Here is an 18,039-nt window from a genome sequence, read left to right on the forward strand (position 1 = left end):
GTGCAAGGGCCTACGCCATCGTCAGGAACCTCTGGACGATGGACGCGAGCAGCACCGCGAGCAGCGGCAGCGAGAACCAGAAGCTGCTCTGCAGCCAGCGCAGCTGCCGCACGCCCGGCCGCACCGCCACCCGCACGATCTCGCGCGCCCCGAGCAGCAGGATCAGGGCGACCGCTGCGAGCCCGCCCACCACGGACCACGGGGTCCAGGTGATCTGCGGGCCGATCGGCCCCGGCTCCGCCTTCGGGACCTTGCCGCTCGGCTGCTTGCGCAGCTTGTACATCGTGACGTCGTCGTTGACGAGGACCTTCGTCAGCTCCTGGCGGTCGTCGAGATTGCGGATCAGCCGCGTCTCCCAGGTCTTCGAGTAGCCGACGTCCATCTGGAGATAGACGACCTGACTCTTGTTGATCATGAGGTACGAGTTCGGGCCCGCGTCCTTGAGCGCCTTCACCAGGCTGGAGACGAGCACCGGGTCGACGGGCGCGAGTGTGGGAACGTACTGCACCTTCTCCATGTCACGGGTGCCCCACGGCAGCGCGGGCGTGACGTTGTCGAGGGTGTCGTTGCTCATCCACAGGAGGCGGACCGTCGGGTCGTCGTGTGCGTAGACGTAGTCCATGGCCGCGACCTCGCCCGGCCTGATCCGCTCGAACGCCTCGTTGCCCCAGCGCGCCACCAGGAAGCCGCCCATCAGGATCAGGCCGGCCATCAGTGCCGCGAGCGGCGCGAGGCTCACCCGGTCGCGGTCGCGTTCCTTCGCGGTGACGCCGGTGCGCGGGAACAGCGCCAGCCCGGCGAGCAGCGCGGCGCCCGGCAGCGCGAACATGAAGACGCGCAGCGCCATCTCGCCGCCGTACGACTGCATCCCGAAGCCCAGGAACGGGACGAACGTCAGGACGAGGAGGGAGCGCTCCCGGTACTTGGCCTCGCGCCGCCGCCACCAGCCCCAGCACGCGAACGCCATCACGCCGCCGGCGAGCAGCACGCGCGCGTAGAGGACGAGTTTGTGGGCCGAACTGCCGCCCTGGATACGCCCGGAGACCGACGACGACACATTGCCGCCGACGCCGCCGAGCCCGCCGAACAGCTCGTCGAAGTGGCCCGACCAGTACGGCTCCGCGAGGAACGAGACCCACACGGCGACCAGGACCGCGAACAGGATCGGCAGGCCGCGCAGCTCGGAGCGGCCCACGAGCACCAGGACCGCGAGGACCCCGAGCATCACGAACGGGGTGAGCTGGTGGGCCGGCACCGTCGCCGCGAACAGGCCGATCAGGACGAGCAGCAGCACCGCCTGCTGACGCCGGTCGGTGGGTTCGACCTCCAGCTCGCCGGGCCGCCGCTTGGTCCACAGCACCCGCGGCGCCCGGAACCACACCAGCAGGATGGCGACGAAGGCCAGGTAGAGGAGGTACGTGAAGCCCTGCGGCGAGAAGTAGTCCTGGCCGACCCAGCCGCTGAGCACGAAGATCCACAGCCCGGTCCACTTCGCGCGCCAGCTCGCCCGCATCGAGCGCGTGAGCAGGAACATCGGTGCGAGGTAGAGCAGTTGCATGGCGAGCGGCCACCAGCGGATGACCTCGGTCATGTCCGTGACGCCGCACGCCTTGGCGACGAACGTCGCGGCGGCGAAGAACCCCGGCCAGCTCCAGCGCGCGTCCAGGTCGGGCACCGCCGAGCCGGTCCTGTCGATGTACTCCATGAAGCCCAGGTGCTGCCACGCCGTCGCGAACCGCGGCTCCGCCTCGATCACGGCGGGCAGGGCGTGCAGCGAGACGACCGTGGCGAGCAACGTCAGCAACAGCAGCCATTTGTGCGGGCGTTCGAGCCACAGGAGGGACGCGAACACGCCGACGAGGAGCGCCGCGCCGAGCAGCGTCGCGGGCGGCAGCACGGAGATGAGCCCGAGCCCGCCCATCGCATCGAGATCGCCGTCGCCCAGGCCCAGTACGGGTCCCCAGTACAGGCCGAGCGCGGCGACGAGCAGCAGCCCCAGGACGACGACGCGCGGGCTCAGGAGCGCGAGCCGGACCCGCGGGCCGCGGGCACCGGGCGCGTCCGTGGCCTGCTCGGGGAGGACCGCGGTGACTGACGCATCAGAAGTGCCGGAAGTACCGGAAGTACCGGAAGTACCGGAAGTGCCAGAGGTGCCAGAGGTGCCAGAGGTGCCAGAGGTGCCAGAGGTGTTCGAGGTGTTCGAGGTGTTCGAGGTGTTCGAGGGGTCAGCGGTAGCAGAAGTTTCGGATGTGGCAGAGGCAGAGGCAGAGGCCGGACCCGGACCCGGGGCCGGGTCCAGGTCCGCGCGCGGTCTCGGCGCCGGTGGGGACGGGGACTTCAACGCCCAGGTCGGCCGGTGCCCCATGTCGTCCTCCCCGCCCCCCGTCGCCGGCGTCCCGTGCGCGGGTGTCGCGGGCCCCGGCCGCACGTCGGGGCGCCGCTCCTGATGGTCCAGATTGAGCTGCACCGCGAGGTGCAGGGTGTCCGAGTCGAGTGTGCCGCGCAACGCCTGCCCGGGGCCCTGCCGCTTGCCCCCGGCGGTCACGTCCAAAGTGCCGAGGTCGGCCAGATCGCCGTCCGGGGCCGGTACGACGGGCGACGCGGCCGGGGGAGCGGTCCGCACGATGCGATACAGCTTCGGCGCGGCCAGCGCCACGATCACGGCCAGGCTGGAGATCTCGGCGACCCCCGCACCCGTCAGGCCCATCCGGGGCAGGAGCAGCAGCGTCAGACCGAGGACGAGGACGCACAACAGGCCCTGCAGCCAGGCGAGTCCGGCCGTCCGGCTCTGCGCGCGCAGCACCGCGAAGTACGTCTCCATGACCACGCGCAGTGCCGCGCCGACCGCGAACCAGCGCAGCAGCGGCGTCGCCGCGTGCGCGTAGTCGTCGCCGAAGACGTGCAGGACCAGCGGCGCCGCGAGGAACAGCAGCCCGCAGACCGGCAGCATGATCCGCGCCATCCGGCGCAGCGCGGCCCGGGTGTTCGCCGCGAGCTGCGCGGGGTCGTGCGAGCCCTCCACTGTGAGCGAGGCGCCCATGTTGATGGCGAGCAGGTTGACGGTGCCGCCGATGGTGGTGGTGATGTAGAAGTACGCGTTGTCGGCAGAGCTGACCTGCGAGGCGATCAGGACCGGGACGAGATAGACGACGGCGAGCGAGAACAGGGAGCCCGTGTAGTCGCCCGCCAGGAAGCGGCCCACCTCGCGCAGCGTCGGCGGGTCCGTGCGGTGCGCCGTGAGTTCGACGTGCCGCGGCACCAGACGCCGGAACACCATCCAGCCCAGCGGGATGACCGACGTCGCGATGGCCACGACCCACGAGACGAAGACCCCGGTCGTGGGGATCGCCACGGCGAACGCGATCAGCAGGCCCAGCTTCACCGTCGAGAAGACGGTGTTGCCGACCGGCACCCACAGCGCGCTGCGCAGTCCGGTCAGCACACCGTCCTGGAGCGTGAGCAGCGACCAGGCGACCACGGCGGCGATGAAACCGAGCCCGTTGAGCGGGCCGTGCAGGAACCGGTACGACGGCCCCCACACGTCCAGCGTCAGCAGGAAGACCACTGCCGCGCACGCGACGGCGAGTGAACTCCCCGCGTACGTACGGAAGATGAAGCTGCCGGTGCGCCGCCCCGCGATCGGGATGAAGCGGGCCAGCGCGCCCGTCAGCGTCACCGCAGTGAGCCCCGCGAGGAACTTCATCGCCGCGATGGCCGCCGAGCCCTGGCCCACCGAGTCCGCCGTGTAGTAGCGGGCCGCGGCGAGCCAGAAGCCGACGCCGAGCACCCCGGAGATGCCGGTGTTGAGCATCAGGGCATAGGCGTTGCGGAACAGCTGGTTCCCGCCGCCCGACCCCATGCCGTCGCCGTCCTTGTTGCCCTTGCCGCCCTTGCTCATGCCGGGCAGCCGCAGTCTGCGGCCGGCCGGCTGCTGGGGCTGGGGCTCGGTCGTCGGTGGGGTCGTGGCGGCCTGGGCGGTGGTCGTGTCAGACACGGGTTCGGATTGCCTTCCGGCGGACCTGTCGGGCTCTGCGGACCAGGGCGTACCCCTTGGTAAGGGCACGGTCCCCGGCGAAGTTACGGGCGATCGCGCGGCCCTCCACGAGCCGCGTGAACTCCTCGATACCGGTGGCGCGGCGCACGGTGACGCGCTGCAGGGCGTACGGGCCCTGCCGCCGCCGTGCCAGTCCGTTGCCGACGGCCAGGGACTGGGCGAACCCGGCCCCGCGCACCGCGGCGCGCACTCGCCGGCTGGAGTAGCCGTACGGGTACGCGAACGACACCGGCACCGCGCCGAGTTCGTCGGCGACGATCTCCTTGCAGCGCAGCAGCTCGAACCCGAGCGCGTCGTCGTCGAGCTGGTCGAGCTGCGGATGCGTGTGGCTGTGCCCGCCGATCTCCGTCCCGGCGTCGGCGAGCGCGCGCACCTCGTCCCAGCCGAGCATCGTGTCGAGCCCGCCCCCGGTGTCGTACGCCCCGCGCAGCCAGCCCGTCGACACGAACAGCGTCGACGGGAAGCCGTGCTTGGCGAGGACGGGGAGGGCGTGGCGGTGCACGCCCTCGTAGCCGTCGTCGAAGGTGATGAGGACGGGCCGCTCGGGCAGGGCGCGCCCCGGGGAGCGCCAGACCGCGGCGAGTTCGGCGGTCGTCAGGGGAGTGAGGCCGAGGTCGGCGACCGCCGCGAGCTGCTCGGCGAACGCCTCGGGCGTCACCGACAGCTCGCGCGTCGCGTCGTTCGGCTCACGCGCCACCGAGTGGTACATGAGGATGGGCACGGGCGTGCTCATGACGGCCCACCCCCCTCGGCGGCCCGCGCGTCCCCGATCTCCACGACCGAGAACGTCGCGCCCGTCCTGCGCGCCCGGAGACTGCCGAGCGCGTACCCGCCGGCCGTCGTGAGGACTCCGGCCACGATCGCCCCGGCCCGCCCCGCGCCCCCCGGCCGCGCCAGGACGAAGTCCCGCAGCCCGCGCGCCACTCCGGCCGGCAGGACCCGCGTGGCGTAGCGCCGCTCGGACTCCAGTCCCTTGTCCGCGCCCACGCTCTGCGCGACCAGCGCCTTGGAGAGGCCCTCGGCGTACGCCCTCGTGCGGAAGTAGGCGAAGCGCTCGCGGCCCGCGGGCACCCGGTGGTGGATCACGGCGCGGTCGTCGATCAGGAGCACCGCGTCCGGCCTGGCGCGGGTGAGCCGGATGCACAGCTCCGTCTCTTCGCAGCCGAGCGGCCGCTTGTCGCCGTCGCGGCCGATGCCGGTCGCGAAGCCGCCCGCAGCGTCGAACGCGGACCGCCGGAACGAGGCGTTCCCCCCGAGCACGTTGCGCACCCGCACCTTCCCGCGCGGCAGCCCCTTGTACGTACAGCCGACGACCCAGTCGAACTCCTCGGGGAACCACACGGGGCGGCGGCCCGAGGCCCAGACTGGCTCCGTACGCCCGCCCACCGCCATGACCAGGGGATCCTCGTACCCGGCGGCGAAGTGCCGCAGCCAGTCCCGCTCCGCGACCGCGTCGTCGTCGAGGAACGCGATGATCCCGCCGCGTGAGACGGCGATGCCCGTGTTGCGTCCGGCCGACAGGCCGCGCGGGCCCGCGTTGGCGAGCACGCGGACGCCGGCTGACTCCTTGTCGTCCTTGAACTCCTTGCCGAGACGCTCCAGGAGAGCCGGGTTGTGGTCGACCACCAGCAGCGTCTCGAGCGCCGGCAGCGACTGCGTCCGCACCGAGGACACCGCCGCGAGGATGTCCTCCCAGCGGTCCTCGGTGTAGACGCAGATCACCACGGACACGCCGCCGTGCGGGGCGTGAGCGCTCAAGACACCTCTCCCCGGCCCGTGTTGAGCATGGTCGCCTGCGCGCGGCGGAGCCGCTGCGCGCGCCGGGTCGAGCGCTCCTTGAGGATCACCTTGAGGACCCGGAGCCCGTCCCGCACGGCCCGCAGATTGCTCGCGCCGTGGATCCGCAGGTACTCGTGGCTCGGGATCTCCTGGACCTTGAGGCCGGCCTTGACGACCCGGATGTTCATCAGGGTCTCGACCTCGAAGCCGGTGCAGTCGAGGTCGATCTGGTCCAGGCAGTGCCTCCAGAACGCGTTGTAGCCGTAGCAGAGGTCGGTGTAGCGGGCGCCGAACTTCTTGTTGACGACCGCGCACAGTGCCCAGTTGCCGAGCTTGCGGATCGGCGTCATGTCGTCGGTGCCGCCGCCGTTGGCGAAGCGGGAGCCCTTGGCGAAGTCGGCGCCCGAGACCAGGGCGGAGACGTAGGAGACGATCTCCTGGCCGTCCGCGGAACCGTCCGCGTCGACCATCACGATGATGTCCCCCGTGCACGCCGCGAAGCCGGTGATCAGCGCGTCGCCCTTGCCCTTGCCGCGCTGCGGGACGACGACCACGTCGGGCCACAGTTCGCGGGCGACTTCCACCGTGTTGTCGGTGGAATTCCCGTCCACGAGAACCACTTCGTGGATCCAGTCGGGAAGTGTTTTGAAGACGTACGGAAGGTTTTCCGCCTCATTCATGGCGGGGATCACGACGCTCACCGGCGGCGTAATCGCGAGATGGGTCGAGATCGCCCTGTACTGGCTGGATATTGCAGGACGCACAAAAGAACTCATGAGTCTGGTCCCTCTCGTCCGGTGGACCGCCCGCCCCCGGGCGGTCCGATTGTTTATCCGGTTCGAAAGGGGGGTGCTCACTCGCGGCCATGACAAATAAAGCTCTGTACAGGCCGGGTGAGCTGGCAAAATAGACCGATCGACTAAATCGGCCACGCGGCACGCGACTCGGCTGGAACTCGGTCACCGAGCACGGCACCCCCCTACCGCGCCCCGCGCCGGACCATCGCGATCTTGAGCCCTCCCCTAGATCGCTATTGCGTTGATGGTCCGATGCGGGTGGATGTACGACGGTATTGATGATTGAGACTGTATGGCAAGACCTGCAACGAGGTCCCGCTTTTCTGTTGTTTTGACCTTTACCTGACTCTTGTCTTCAACTCCCCGAACGGATTTTCCCCATCCGTTTCAGGAGTTTGTCGGCCGGCTCGAAGAATTCAGGCCGGGACAGCACGGTGTTACGCAGCGCCCGGACCGGAGCGCGGCGCGCCCGGTGTCCGAGAGCGACCGGATGACGGCGCGTCACCCAACCCTCGTGCACGGTCAGTTCCCGTGTCTTGAGGGAGTCCTTGTATTCCTTCTGGCCGCGGCCGAGATCGAGATAGGCGATGCCGTCGGCGGCGGCCGCCTCGGCCATGCGCAGATGCAGGATCAGCCCCGGCGAGAACTTCGCGAACGCCGGGTCGTAGGCCGGGAACCAGCAGGCGAGCACGCGTTCCGAGCGGAGCCCGAAGTGTGCGGCGACCGGCTGCCCGCCCGCGTACAGGACCGACAGGATCCCGGCGAACGGCTCCGAAGAGGTGTGGAAGAGCTGCTGCGCAAGGCGGTTGATCCAGGCGTGCGCGAAGCGGTCGCTGCGGCCGGTCCTGCGGTACTGGGCCGACTTCCACTCCATCAGCGTCGCCAGGGCCCGTGGGTCGCGCTCGTCGTGCACGTAGCGCACCTCGCCGGCGTCCCGGCCCAGCTTGCGCTCCTTGGCCAGCGTCGTCCTGGTGAACTTGGGCGACCGCTCGCGCAGCAGGCGCAGATACGTCTCGTACCCCTGGTCGACGTCCATGACCGGGGAAGGGAAGCTGCCGGAGGCCTCGGCCTCGAACGGCTCCTGGCCTCCCGCCAGGTGGTCGAACTCCCATACCGAGAGCCCGCAGGCCCGCAGCAGGTCGCGGGCGTCCCACACGAAACCGGGTCTGTGCACCAGGCCCTGGCTGTCGGAGACGCCGAGGCCGACGGCTCTGCCGATGCCGGTGACGGATCTCTGGAACGGGAAGAACGCCGCAGGTTCGCCGTCCTCGCGCACGACGGCGATCCGCACGCCGCGCCGGCAGCGGCCCATCGCGAGGGTGAACTCGGGCGAGAGGAAAGGGTTCGCCAGCTCGGGCAGGCCGTGCAGATGCGCCTTGGACTGCATGGCCGTCCAGGCGGCCCGGTCGGCGGCGGTCAGCTCGCCGGGCCGGTGCAGGGTGACGTCCACGTCAGGAGTCCCGCCTTCCCGGTGCGCGGCCGAGGAGCCGCCGCGCGGGGACCATGGGCGCGACGAGGCCGACGACGCTGATCACCGCGATCGTGACGACCCCGCCGGTCACCGACCAGCGGTGCGTGGCGAGCATCGCCTCGGCCACGAGCAGGTCGAGCGCGACCGCTCCCGCGACGGCACAGATCCAGCGGCCCCAGGGATCGAGTCTGCGCAGCGCCGATCCGATCGCGGCGCCCGGCGCCGCGATCAGGAAGAAAAGTGTCAACGGGCCGCGCAGCGGCGACGAGATGTCCGCGAGCGCCAGTACCGCGCCGACCCCTGCGACGGCCGCGGCCACCCCTGCTGCCAGGGGTGATACGTCCCTGCTGCGTCCCCACTGCGCAGGTGACGGTGCTCTGTCTGATGACGGTGGCTTGATGCCGATGGTCTGCATTGGCGACTTTGCCCCCCGAAGCGCCGGATGCCGGGCTTCAATGTCGCGCAGTCCCGGGGCCCCAGTCAAGATGCGGAGGGAGTGTGCAGATGTCATACGCACGTTCCCCGGAGACCTGGTGCGCCTAGGGGGAACTCACGTTCACACCGGGTCAGTTGGGATCCGCCCGGGATCCCGGCTCGGATCCGGCCCGGACCCGGCTGGGATTCGCCGGGGATCCGGCGGTCTACGGGCGTAGCGCAAGGAAATTGAGGGTATGTCAAGTCTGACATGTACCTGCAATCGAACACCGGGCGAACTCTCGTGAGGCGCACGGGAAAAGGTTGACATGGACACTTCCCGTGAACTGTGGGGCGTGCTACCACAGTTGTGGCAGAGATCCTGCTAAAGGAGGTTTTCATGAGACGTTTCGGCATTACGGCGTACGTGACCTCAATCCTCTTCGCGGCCGGCGTCGCCCTCACCGGGGCGACGCCGGCCCAGGCATCCGAACAGGCCGCAGCCACGGGCTATGTGGCCCTCGGCGACTCGTACTCGTCCGGCGTGGGTGCCGGCAGCTACGACAGTTCCAGCGGCTCCTGCAAGCGCAGCACCAAGGCCTATCCCGCGCTCTGGGCGGCCTCCCACTCACCCTCGAGCTTCAACTTCACCGCCTGCTCGGGTGCTCGTACGGGTGACGTTCTCTCCGGACAGCTGGGCCCACTCGGCCCCGGCACCGGCCTCGTCTCGCTGTCGATCGGCGGCAACGACGCGGGCTTCGCGGACGTCATGACCACCTGCGTCCTGCAGTCCGAGTCGACCTGTGTCGCTCGCGTCAACGAGGCCAAGGCGTACGTCCAGAACACCCTGCCCGGCCAACTCAACTCGGTGTATTCGGCGATCAGCGCGAAGGCACCGGCCGCCCATGTCGTCGTCCTCGGTTACCCGCGCTTCTATCAACTGGGCGGTTCCTGCGTCGCGGGCCTGACCGAGACCGAGCGCGCCGCGATCAACGGCGCGGCCGACCTGATCAACTCCACCATCGCCAAGCGGGCCGCCGACCACGGCTTCGCGTTCGGCAACGTGACCTCGACCTTCACCGGTCACGAGATCTGCTCGGGCAGCGCCTGGCTGCACAGCGTCAACTGGCTGGACCCCAGCGAGTCCTACCACCCCACCGCGGCCGGCCAGTCCGGCGGCTACCTCCCTGTGTTCAGCGCGGCCGCCTAGTACCACCTGTACGTCTGCGCAGGTCTGCGTACGTCTGCGGACCTACTGCGACGGTGAAGGCGAGGGGGAGGTCCCGCCCGTAGGGGACTCCGTCTTGCACGTCACCGCGTACGCCACCGAGTTCGACGTGGCACGGACGGGGGCACGCACCTCCACGCTCACCTGGTTGTGGAGCGTGGCCCCGTCCGTGTAGCCCGTCTCGACATGGTCGACCGACCTGGTCCTCGGCCCGCCGGACGCGAAGCTGAGCGTCTTCCATCCCGGGTCGCTCGACTCGCCACTCGCCGTCACCCAGCGGTACTGGACGTCGACGGGCACGCGGCCCACCGTGAACGTCGCCCTGAAGGCCGGCGCCCCGTTCCCCGGCGGCGGACAGGTGCCGCTGTAGCTACCGCGCACCGCGGAGACACTGACGCGCACGGACTGCTGCGGCGGCGTCGAGTGCTCTGCGCCGCCCCCCTTGCCGGTGCTGTCGTCCCCGCTCGGCGAGCCTCCTCCGCCACCCTTCGAATCATCTTCCGAAGGGCTGTGCGACGGGCCGGAGGAAGTCCCGCCGGAACTCCCGCCGCCCCCATCCGAGTTGTCGCTCCCGTCACCGCGATTCATCAGCGCGTACGTGAGGCCGCCGAGCGCCAGGAGCAGTGCCACGACGCCGGCGAGCAGGACGGCGACGGACCTGCGGGGGCGCTCCTGTTGTGTGGTGGCCGGATCCGGGGAAGTCGTCGTCCCCTGTCCCGGGGGGAGCCGGGTGGGAACCGGAGCCGGCGGCGTCCCCTGCCGCGAGGTCTGCGTCGGCGTCGGCCCCGGGGACGCCAGGACCGTGCCCGCGCGGGGCGTGCCGCCCGCGCCCACCTGCCGCAGATCGCGCTCGGCGTCGGCCGCCGGAGTCCGCTCGGCCGGGTCCTTGCGCAGCAGCCCCTCGATGACGGGGGCCAGCGGGCCCGCGTGATGGGCGGGCGGCAGCTCCTCGTCCACGACCGCCCGCAGCGTGCTCAGCGGCGTCTGCTGCCGGAACGGCGACTGCCCCTCGACGGCCGCGTACAGCAGGACCCCGAGCGACCACAGGTCGGACTCGGGACCGGGCGTGCGCCCCAACGCCCGCTCCGGAGCGAGAAATTCGGGCGAGCCGACCATCTCACCCGTCATCGTGAGCGCCGAAGTGCCCTCGACCGTCGCGATGCCGAAGTCGGTCAGGACGATGCGTCCGTCGTTCGAGATCAGTACGTTGCCCGGCTTCACGTCCCGGTGCAGGACGCCCGCCTCGTGCGCGGCGCGCAGTGCGGAGACCACCTCGGCCCCGATGTGCGCCGCGCGCCGTGGGGGCAGCGGGCCTTCGGCGTCGAGGAGGTCGGAGAGGGAGAGCCCGCGCACCAGTTCCATCACGATCCAGGGGCGGCCGTCCTCGGTCGCCACGTCGTACACGGTGACCACGTTCCGGTGCGAGATGCGGGCCGCGGCCCAGGCCTCCCGCTCCAGGCGCGCGTACATCCGGTCGACCTCGCTCGTCGGGAGCCCGGCCGGGGCGCGCACCTCCTTGACGGCGACCTCACGGCCGAGGACCTCGTCGCGGGCGCGCCAGACGGTGCCCATGCCGCCCTCGCCCAGGGGGCTCAGCAGCCGGTACCGCCCGGCGATGACACGCGCCTCGCCGGCCCCTCGACTGCCCGGATACTCGCTCACGGGCGACCCCCATCCGTAGCGGTGCGATTCTTCACAAAGCTAGCCCAGTGTCCGTGAGATCGCCCACGTTCCGGACGTGACCGTTCCTGCCCGCCATGTCCAACTCGCCCTGGAATCCATCGGATTCGGTGAGTAATCGTCAACCTCCTTATAGGGGAGGTGAATCCTGCGACCGGGATACACGAGTGTCACGGCGGGGCGATAGGGTTAACCTGCCCGGGCCGGGTGCCCTCGTACGGGTGGGGAGTGACATGGAACAGATAACAGTGCGCAGCAGGCCACGTGTGCCTGCGATCACCTGCGGGAGCAGCGCGACCAGCTCGCGTCTCGACCGCCATCTCTCGGTGCTGGGCGGTCCCGCCGTCCCGCAGCGTGAGGCGGCGGAGGCGACGTTGCTGATGCGTGAGCTCACCTCGCGTGACGCCGCGCACGAGCGCAGCAGCAGGGGCGCGCGAGTGAGCCGGGTCTCGCTCTTCGCACCACTGCGGCGACTGCGCCGTTCGCTGTTCGGCGGCCGCCGCTGACAGGCGGTCATCACCGGCACAGCCCGATTCCGCGCTCAGGCGACCATGCCGTACCGGCACGGCGCCGCGATCTCCGCGACCGTCATCCCCACGGCACGCGGCGTCGCCCAGGTGTGCTCGCCTGACGCGGGACAGGGATCTCCTGCCACCCGGTATCACTCTCCCCGTTACGGCACGTGAGCCGCACCCTCCCCGCTCCCGGTGCGCGCCGTTCACTTTCGTCGCCCTGCGCCGCCGCGCGTCTCCTATATTCCGCGCGCAACCTCCGCACGGTCGGTCTCCCGCCATTCCAGGGCCTGTTGACGACCACCGTTGGCGTCGCCGCACGCAGTCATCCATGTCCGGTGCGTAACAGCTTTGTCATGCACGGATGTTGACGGGGCAATCTTCCGGGGCCAATGTTGCGCCTGATCCTGATCGTTTGGCCTGTACACGGAAACACCCTCACCTCACCCCCGGAGGTACGCGCGTGTGTGACCTGCACGACCAGCACGAGCACGAACATGAGCACGGGACGACGCAGACCGCCGCCGGTCCGCAGCTCAGCAGGCGCCGCATCATGCAACTGCTCGGCGCGGCCGGAGTGACCGCCGCGGCGATGACCGCCGAGGCCGACCCGGCGATGGCCGCGGCCGCCGACTCCATAGCCGAGGAGGCCGGTGCCTACAAGGCGCCCGAGGGTCTCGCCGAGGACTGCTCGGCCAAGTCCTCCGCCCTGGGCTGGATCGCCTCCAACTCCTCCCGCATCACGGGCCTGAACGAGGAGATCTGGGAGCACGCCGAGCTGTCACTGCGCGAGTGGAACTCCTCGCTCGCCGAAGCCGGATTCCTCGAAAAGGCGGGATTCGACGTCAAGTTCGGTACGGCCGGCTTCCCGACGGCGTTCACGGCGACCTTCTCGTACGGCAGCGGCGGCCCGGTCCTCGGCTTCAGCGGCGAGTACGACGCGCTCCCCGGACTCTCCCAGAACAAGGGCGTCGGCCACCACGATCCGCGCGAGTACATCCACGACCCCTTCTCCCCGAGCTACGGGCCTGGCCACGGCTGCGGCCACAGCGCCCTCGGTACCGCGGCGGCGGCAGCGGCGGCCGCGGTCGTGCAGGCCGCGAAGAAGCACAAGCTGCCGGTCACGGTGAAGTTCTTCGGCTCCACGGCCGAGGAGGCGCTGATCGGTAAGACCTACGCCGTCAGCAGGGGCGTGTACGACGGGCTCGACGCGTTCCTCGACTGGCACCCCTCCACTGCCAACGCCACCGGCTGGGGCACCAGCAACGCCATGACCGCGGTCACCTTCACCTTCCTCGGTGTCGCGGGCCACGGCGGCACCCCGCTCGGCAACAAGTCGGCCCTGGACGCCGCCGTGATGATGGCGACGATGTCGGAGTTCCTGCGCGAGGAGAACATGGCGCCGGCCGCGCGCCTGCACTGGGTCATCAACAACGGCGGCGACATCCCGAACGTGACCCCGGAGATCGCCGAGATCTCCTACTACGTGCGCGAGGGCAGCACGGCCCGTGTCCAGGTGCTGCTCGACAAGGTGATCGCGATCTCCGAGGCCGCCGCCAAGGCCTCGCAGACGAAGGTGCAGCACCGCATCACCTCCGCCTGCTGGAACCAGCTGCCCAACAAGGCCGCCGCGGAACTGCTGTACGACAACATGCGGCAGATCGGCCCGCCCGCGTTCACCGCCGAGGCGCACCAGCTGGCGAAGGACCTGCAGAAGTCCCTGGGGCTTCCCGAGGTCGGCATGCATGACAAGGTCGCCGAGCTGACCCCGCCCAACCCCGTTTTCCTGGGCGGCGGTTCGACGGACGTGGCCGACATCAGCTGGAACGTGCCGACCGTGTCGATGGGCGCCGCGCTCGCCCCGATCGGCGGAAAGTTCCACACCTGGTCCACCGCGGCGTGCGCCGCGGCGGCGCCCGGCCAGGCCGCGGTGATCGCCGCCGCGAAGTACCTGGCGGCGACTGCGGTCGACCTGATCACGCAGCCCGAGCGGCTCAAGGCCCTCAAGGACGAGTTCAAGGAGCGCACCAAGGGCGTCGAGTGGAAGACGGCCCTGCCGGACGGCTATGAGCCGCCCATGTACGAGCCGCCGACCTGGTTCCTGAAGAAGACCGGGCAGAAGTGGCCGCCGAACAACATCACCTGGCCGCCCCGACGTGTCGTCTCGAACGAGAAGTTCTCCTCCCTCGGACCCGAGCTGCCCCCGCAGAAGTAGACCGGGCCCGCGGTTCGCTCAGCGTCCGCCGGTGGTGTACCGGCGGACGGCGAGCGGCACGCACACCGCGAGCAGCACCGCGCACCAGGCGAGCGAGCCGGCCACCGGGTGCGCCACCGGCCACGAGGAGCCTCCCGGCACAGGGGCGTTGCCGAACAGGTCGCGTACGGCCGTGGCGACGGCGCTGATCGGGTTCCACTCGGCGAGCACGCGCACCCAGCCGGGGAAGCCCGCCGTCGGGATGTAGGCGTTCGACAGGAGCGGGAGCATGAACGTCGCGCCACCGAGCTGGCCCGCCGCCTCCTCGCTGCGTGAGACAAGTCCGAGCAGGATGCCGACCCACGTCGTGGCGAAGCGGAACAGCAGCAACAGGCCGAAGGCGCCCGCCGCTTCGAGCGCGCCGCCCTCGATCCGCCAGCCCATCGCGAGCCCGACGAGGAGCAGCGGCACGAGACCGGCCGCCGTCGTCACGATGTCGGCCGCCGCCTGCCCCAGCGGGACGGCCGCGCGGGTCATCGGCAGGGTGCGGAAGCGGTCCATGACGCCCCGGTGCGCGTCCTGGGCGGCGGTGAACATCCCGGTCATGATCCCGTTCGCGGCGGTCGCGACGAGCATGCCCGGCACCAGGAAGGCGCGGTAGTCCGCGCCGGGCATCGCCATGGCGCTGCCGAAGACGTATCCGAAGAAGAGCAGGAAGACGATCGGCATCGTCTGTGTCATCACGAGGATCGCGGGCGCGTGCCGGATCCGCTGCAGGTGCCGGCCGAGCATCGCCGTGCCGTCGTACAGGAGCGCCGTGGTCATCAGGTCGCCTCCGAAGGGGAGTTGGGGCCGGTGGGCGGTGTGGTCATGCGACGAGCTCCCGGCCGCCGGTGAGGCGCAGGAACGCCTCGTCCAGGGTCGGCGGGCGCAGGGTCGCGTCGACGATCGGGACGCCGGACGCGTCCAGTTCGCGGACGATGCGGGGGAGGGTGAGGGACTGGTCGAGGGTGACGACGCCGACCGTCCTGCGGTCCGGGTCGAGGGCCGGCTCGGCTCCGGTGAGCTGGTCGAGGACGACGGCGGCGGCGTGCAGGGCCGCGCCCTCGGCGACCACCACCTCCGCGTAACTGCCGGTCTGCGCCTTGAGTTCGGCGGGGGTGCCCCGGTGGGCGGCGCGGCCTCCGTCGATCAGCACCACGGAGTCGGCGAGCCGGTCGGCCTCCTCCAGGTACTGCGTGGTGAGCAGCACGGTCGTGCCCTGGCCGGTCAGCTCGCGCACCGCGTCCCAGATGCCGTTCCTGCTGTGCGGGTCGAGGCCGGTCGTCGGCTCGTCGAGGAAGAGCACGGCGGGCCGGGTGAGCAGGCTCGCCGCGAGGTCGAGGCGGCGGCGCATGCCGCCGGAGTACGTACGGGCCGTGCGGTCGGCCGCCGCGGCGAGGCCGAAGCGGTCGAGCAGTTCGTCGGCGCGGGTCCGCGGCAGCCGCAGGAGGCGGGCGAACAGGCGCAGGTTCTCGCGCCCGGTGAGGTCGCCGTCGACGGAGGCGTACTGCCCGGTGACCCCGATCCGGCGGCGCACGGCCCGGGACTCGGTCAGGACATCGTGGCCCGCGACACGCGCGGACCCGGCGTCGGGCCGCAGCAGGGTGGTGAGCACCCGGACGGCCGTCGTCTTGCCGGCGCCGTTCGGCCCGAGCAGCCCGCAGACCGTGCCTTCCGCGACGGCGAGATCGAGGCCCCGCAGGGCGTGGACCACCTGGTCCCCTGAACCGTAACGCTTCTCCAGACCTTCACTAAGTACAGCGTACGTAGAAGTCATGCGGCCACCGTAGCGCACTACGTACGGTGTACGTAACTACGATGGTGGGCGAGGTGATGACCGATGACGGGCCGACCGGCCGAACCCGAAGTGATCTGGGCGCGCCCCGAGCGCGCGGGACGTGGCCCGAAACCCGCCTACGGCAGGGGCGACATCGCGGCCGCCGCCGTGCGCGTCGCGGACGCGGACGGGATCGACGCCGTGTCGATGCGGCGGGTCGCGGGGGAGGTCGGCCTCGGCACGATGTCGCTCTACAACTACGTGCCGAGGAAGGACGACCTCTACGAGCTGATGATCGACGCGGTCAGCGCCGAGTACGACCTGTCCGGGCCGACCGGCGACTGGCGCGCCGACCTGCTGGACATCGCCCGGCAGGCGCGCGCCCTGATGATCCGGCACCCGTGGATGCCCCGGCTCATGTCACCCGTCTACGGCTTCAGCCCCAACGCCCTGCGGTACCTGGAGCACTGCATGGCCTGCCTCGAACCGGTCGACCTGCCGGCCGGCACCAAGATGGAACTCGTCGCGTCCCTCACCGGCGTCGTGACCTTCTACGTCGCCACCGAGATCGCCTCCGCCGAGCGGACCCGCTCCCTGCCCTGGTCGGAGGAGCAGGAGTACGCCGCGCGGACCGCCTATCTGGTCAGCCGGATCTCGACGGGTGAGTATCCGCACCTGGCCGCCGCGTTCGCCCAGAGCACCGGGCCCGTCGACATGGAGGAGGCCTTCGAGCGGGCCCTCGGGCGCACGCTCGACGGGTTCGTCCCCTCCTGAGCCTCGGGGGAGTGCTGGGTCGTGCAGGAGTGCCGAGCCTTGCAGGAGCGCTGGGCCCTAGAGAAGCGCGAACTGGCCGCCCGGGCCCTCCTCGTGATGGTCGAGGACCGAGGCCGGCCTGCGGGTGGCCGGGGCCGGCGGCAGGATGCGCGCCTCGCGCAGGACCGTCGCGGTAATGAAAGCGGTGGGTTCCGCCGTCAACTCCTCCTGCTGCGTGCGTAGTTCGGCCAGCAGCGCCAGTACCGTGACGATCTCCAGGAGCTCCGACGTCCAGGGCTGCGGCCAGCTGCGGGGGCGGATCCCGGCCAGCGTGCCCGGCTCGGCGGCCGTGGTCCTGCGGGCGAACCACTGCTCGATCACCCGTACCCCGCTCACCCGGAAGTCCCAGGCCTCGGCGGGGACCGGGGAGATGCGGCCGTCGCCGATGAGCAGGGCCTGCTCCTCGCGGTCGTAGAGCAGCTCGGCGAACGGGGTCTCCCCTGCTCGAACGGAGTTGAGAACTTGGGGATGGTCCGGGAGCGGGGCGCGCACGTACGGGCGGCGGCCGCCGGGGAGTTTGGGGCGGTCGCCGTCGGCGCCGCGGCGCAGCAGCCACAGGATCCGCTCGCCGAGGGCCGTGCCGGAGGCCCAGAGTCCGGCGTCGTCCGGGAGCGGGACCCGCGGCCCCTGCGGGGAGGGCCGCGCCGCGGCGAGGGTCCAGGCGAGCAGGTCCCGCGCCCCGACCTCGTGCCCGAACCGGCCGGACAGCTCGGTGAGCAGACCGGGCGTGACGTTCGGTTCAAGGCCCCCAGGGCGCCGGTACAGCGGGCGGATGCGGCCGGGACGTCCCGCGGGGGAGCGGCCCTCGGGAAGGATGGCGCAGGCGAGCACCGCGGGTCCGCCCGCCCCGGGCACGAACCCCTGCTCGACGACGAACAGCTGGTCCTCGTCGGCCACCCGCCACAGCTCGGGCCGGGCCGCGTCGATCAGCCGGTGGTCCGGTATCAGCCACTGCTCGTCGAAGGGGGCGTGCAGCACCCGGACGGGTTCCGGGCAGGGGCCCTCGGCGTGGGTCAGGTCGTCCGTCGCGGTGCGCCGGCCGGGGAGCTGGGCGACGGCCGTACGCAGGGTGCGCGCCCGGCTCGGTTCGAGCAGCGTCTCGCGCTCCGCCTGCGCGGCCTTCACGAACGCGGCCCAACGGGCCTTCAGGGAAGCCGGGTCCGGCGCCAGCGGCCAGGCGCGGCCGAGGCGCAGGGGCGCGACGGACCACGGCATGAGGTCCGCGAGCAGCGGCGCGTCAACAAGGCTTTCGAGGCTGTCGGGCGTCACGCCCGGCAT

Annotated in this window: 14 protein-coding genes; 4 read left to right on the plus strand and 10 right to left on the minus strand. The window is 71.0% G+C overall.

The features are described from left to right. Nucleotides 1–10: 10 nt before the first annotated feature. The 6 genes from AC07EJ_RS32230 to AC07EJ_RS32255 form a co-directional block, all read right to left on the minus strand. On the minus strand, nt 11–3,994 hold the full coding sequence (locus tag AC07EJ_RS32230) for a lipopolysaccharide biosynthesis protein (RefSeq protein ID WP_478885599.1): 3,984 nt from the start codon (nt 3,992–3,994) through the stop codon (nt 11–13). Next, a complete protein-coding gene (locus tag AC07EJ_RS32235) occupies nt 3,987–4,787 on the minus strand; it encodes a polysaccharide deacetylase family protein (RefSeq protein WP_393587315.1) in 801 nt (266 codons plus the stop codon). Before AC07EJ_RS32235 ends, AC07EJ_RS32230 begins: the two co-directional genes overlap by 8 nt. Further along, a complete protein-coding gene (locus AC07EJ_RS32240) occupies nt 4,784–5,812 on the minus strand; it encodes a glycosyltransferase family 2 protein (RefSeq protein WP_393587313.1) in 1,029 nt (342 codons plus the stop codon). Before AC07EJ_RS32240 ends, AC07EJ_RS32235 begins: the two co-directional genes overlap by 4 nt. Beyond that, nucleotides 5,809–6,609, minus strand: coding sequence for a glycosyltransferase family 2 protein (locus tag AC07EJ_RS32245; RefSeq protein ID WP_389483450.1), 801 nt, complete (start codon nt 6,607–6,609; stop codon nt 5,809–5,811). The genes AC07EJ_RS32240 and AC07EJ_RS32245 overlap by 4 nt, the downstream gene beginning before the upstream one ends. A gap of 376 nt (nt 6,610–6,985) precedes the next feature. Further along, a complete protein-coding gene (locus AC07EJ_RS32250) occupies nt 6,986–8,017 on the minus strand; it encodes a GNAT family N-acetyltransferase (RefSeq protein ID WP_478885626.1) in 1,032 nt (343 codons plus the stop codon). 64 nt (nt 8,018–8,081) lie between these two features. Next, complete coding sequence (locus tag AC07EJ_RS32255) at nt 8,082–8,420, minus strand: hypothetical protein (protein WP_478885600.1); 339 nt, start codon at nt 8,418–8,420, stop codon at nt 8,082–8,084. A 495-nt stretch (nt 8,421–8,915) separates the two neighbouring features. Between AC07EJ_RS32255 and AC07EJ_RS32260 the strand changes: the two genes are divergently transcribed. Beyond that, on the plus strand, nt 8,916–9,725 hold the full coding sequence (locus AC07EJ_RS32260) for an SGNH/GDSL hydrolase family protein (protein WP_478885601.1): 810 nt from the start codon (nt 8,916–8,918) through the stop codon (nt 9,723–9,725). A gap of 42 nt (nt 9,726–9,767) precedes the next feature. Here AC07EJ_RS32260 and AC07EJ_RS32265 read toward each other — a convergent pair whose 3' ends face one another. Beyond that, nucleotides 9,768–11,405, minus strand: a complete 1,638-nt coding sequence (locus AC07EJ_RS32265) for a serine/threonine-protein kinase (RefSeq protein ID WP_389483456.1) — start codon at nt 11,403–11,405, stop codon at nt 9,768–9,770. Between the two features lie 251 nt (nt 11,406–11,656). On the opposite strand from AC07EJ_RS32265, the gene AC07EJ_RS32270 reads away from it, so the two are divergent. Together AC07EJ_RS32270 and AC07EJ_RS32275 are read left to right on the plus strand one after the other, a co-directional pair. Then, nucleotides 11,657–11,929, plus strand: a complete 273-nt coding sequence (locus AC07EJ_RS32270; RefSeq protein ID WP_362908775.1) for a hypothetical protein — start codon at nt 11,657–11,659, stop codon at nt 11,927–11,929. A 469-nt stretch (nt 11,930–12,398) separates the two neighbouring features. Continuing rightward, entirely contained in the window at nt 12,399–14,150 is a 1,752-nt protein-coding gene (locus AC07EJ_RS32275) for an amidohydrolase (protein WP_478885602.1), read from the plus strand. 18 nt (nt 14,151–14,168) lie between these two features. Here the strand turns inward: AC07EJ_RS32275 and AC07EJ_RS32280 are convergent, their stop codons facing one another. Then, complete coding sequence (locus AC07EJ_RS32280; RefSeq protein WP_389483460.1) at nt 14,169–14,954, minus strand: ABC transporter permease; 786 nt, start codon at nt 14,952–14,954, stop codon at nt 14,169–14,171. 43 nt (nt 14,955–14,997) lie between these two features. Beyond that, entirely contained in the window at nt 14,998–15,948 is a 951-nt protein-coding gene (locus tag AC07EJ_RS32285; RefSeq protein ID WP_389483462.1) for an ATP-binding cassette domain-containing protein, read from the minus strand. Nucleotides 15,949–16,011: 63 nt separating this feature from the next. Here AC07EJ_RS32285 and AC07EJ_RS32290 point away from each other — a divergent pair, with 63 nt between their 5' ends. Continuing rightward, on the plus strand, nt 16,012–16,722 hold the full coding sequence (locus AC07EJ_RS32290; protein ID WP_478885603.1) for a TetR/AcrR family transcriptional regulator: 711 nt from the start codon (nt 16,012–16,014) through the stop codon (nt 16,720–16,722). A gap of 57 nt (nt 16,723–16,779) precedes the next feature. Here the strand turns inward: AC07EJ_RS32290 and AC07EJ_RS32295 are convergent, their stop codons facing one another. Further along, nucleotides 16,780–18,039, minus strand: a complete 1,260-nt coding sequence (locus tag AC07EJ_RS32295) for a type ISP restriction/modification enzyme (RefSeq protein ID WP_478885604.1) — start codon at nt 18,037–18,039, stop codon at nt 16,780–16,782.

It is taken from the genome of Streptomyces sp. NPDC045026 (assembly GCF_056432625.1).

Coding starts and splice junctions, on each gene's coding strand:
- AC07EJ_RS32245 (WP_389483450.1), bottom strand. CDS start 6,609: ATGAGTTCTTTTGTGCGTCCTGCAATATCCAGCCAGTACAGGGCGATC.
- AC07EJ_RS32250 (WP_478885626.1), bottom strand. CDS start 8,017: ATGCAGTCCAAGGCGCATCTGCACGGCCTGCCCGAGCTGGCGAACCCT.
- AC07EJ_RS32285 (WP_389483462.1), bottom strand. CDS start 15,948: ATGACTTCTACGTACGCTGTACTTAGTGAAGGTCTGGAGAAGCGTTAC.
- AC07EJ_RS32270 (WP_362908775.1), top strand. CDS start 11,657: ATGGAACAGATAACAGTGCGCAGCAGGCCACGTGTGCCTGCGATCACC.
- AC07EJ_RS32235 (WP_393587315.1), bottom strand. CDS start 4,787: ATGAGCACGCCCGTGCCCATCCTCATGTACCACTCGGTGGCGCGTGAG.
- AC07EJ_RS32280 (WP_389483460.1), bottom strand. CDS start 14,954: ATGACCACGGCGCTCCTGTACGACGGCACGGCGATGCTCGGCCGGCAC.
- AC07EJ_RS32295 (WP_478885604.1), bottom strand. CDS start 18,039: ATGCCGGGCGTGACGCCCGACAGCCTCGAAAGCCTTGTTGACGCGCCG.
- AC07EJ_RS32260 (WP_478885601.1), top strand. CDS start 8,916: ATGAGACGTTTCGGCATTACGGCGTACGTGACCTCAATCCTCTTCGCG.
- AC07EJ_RS32290 (WP_478885603.1), top strand. CDS start 16,012: ATGACGGGCCGACCGGCCGAACCCGAAGTGATCTGGGCGCGCCCCGAG.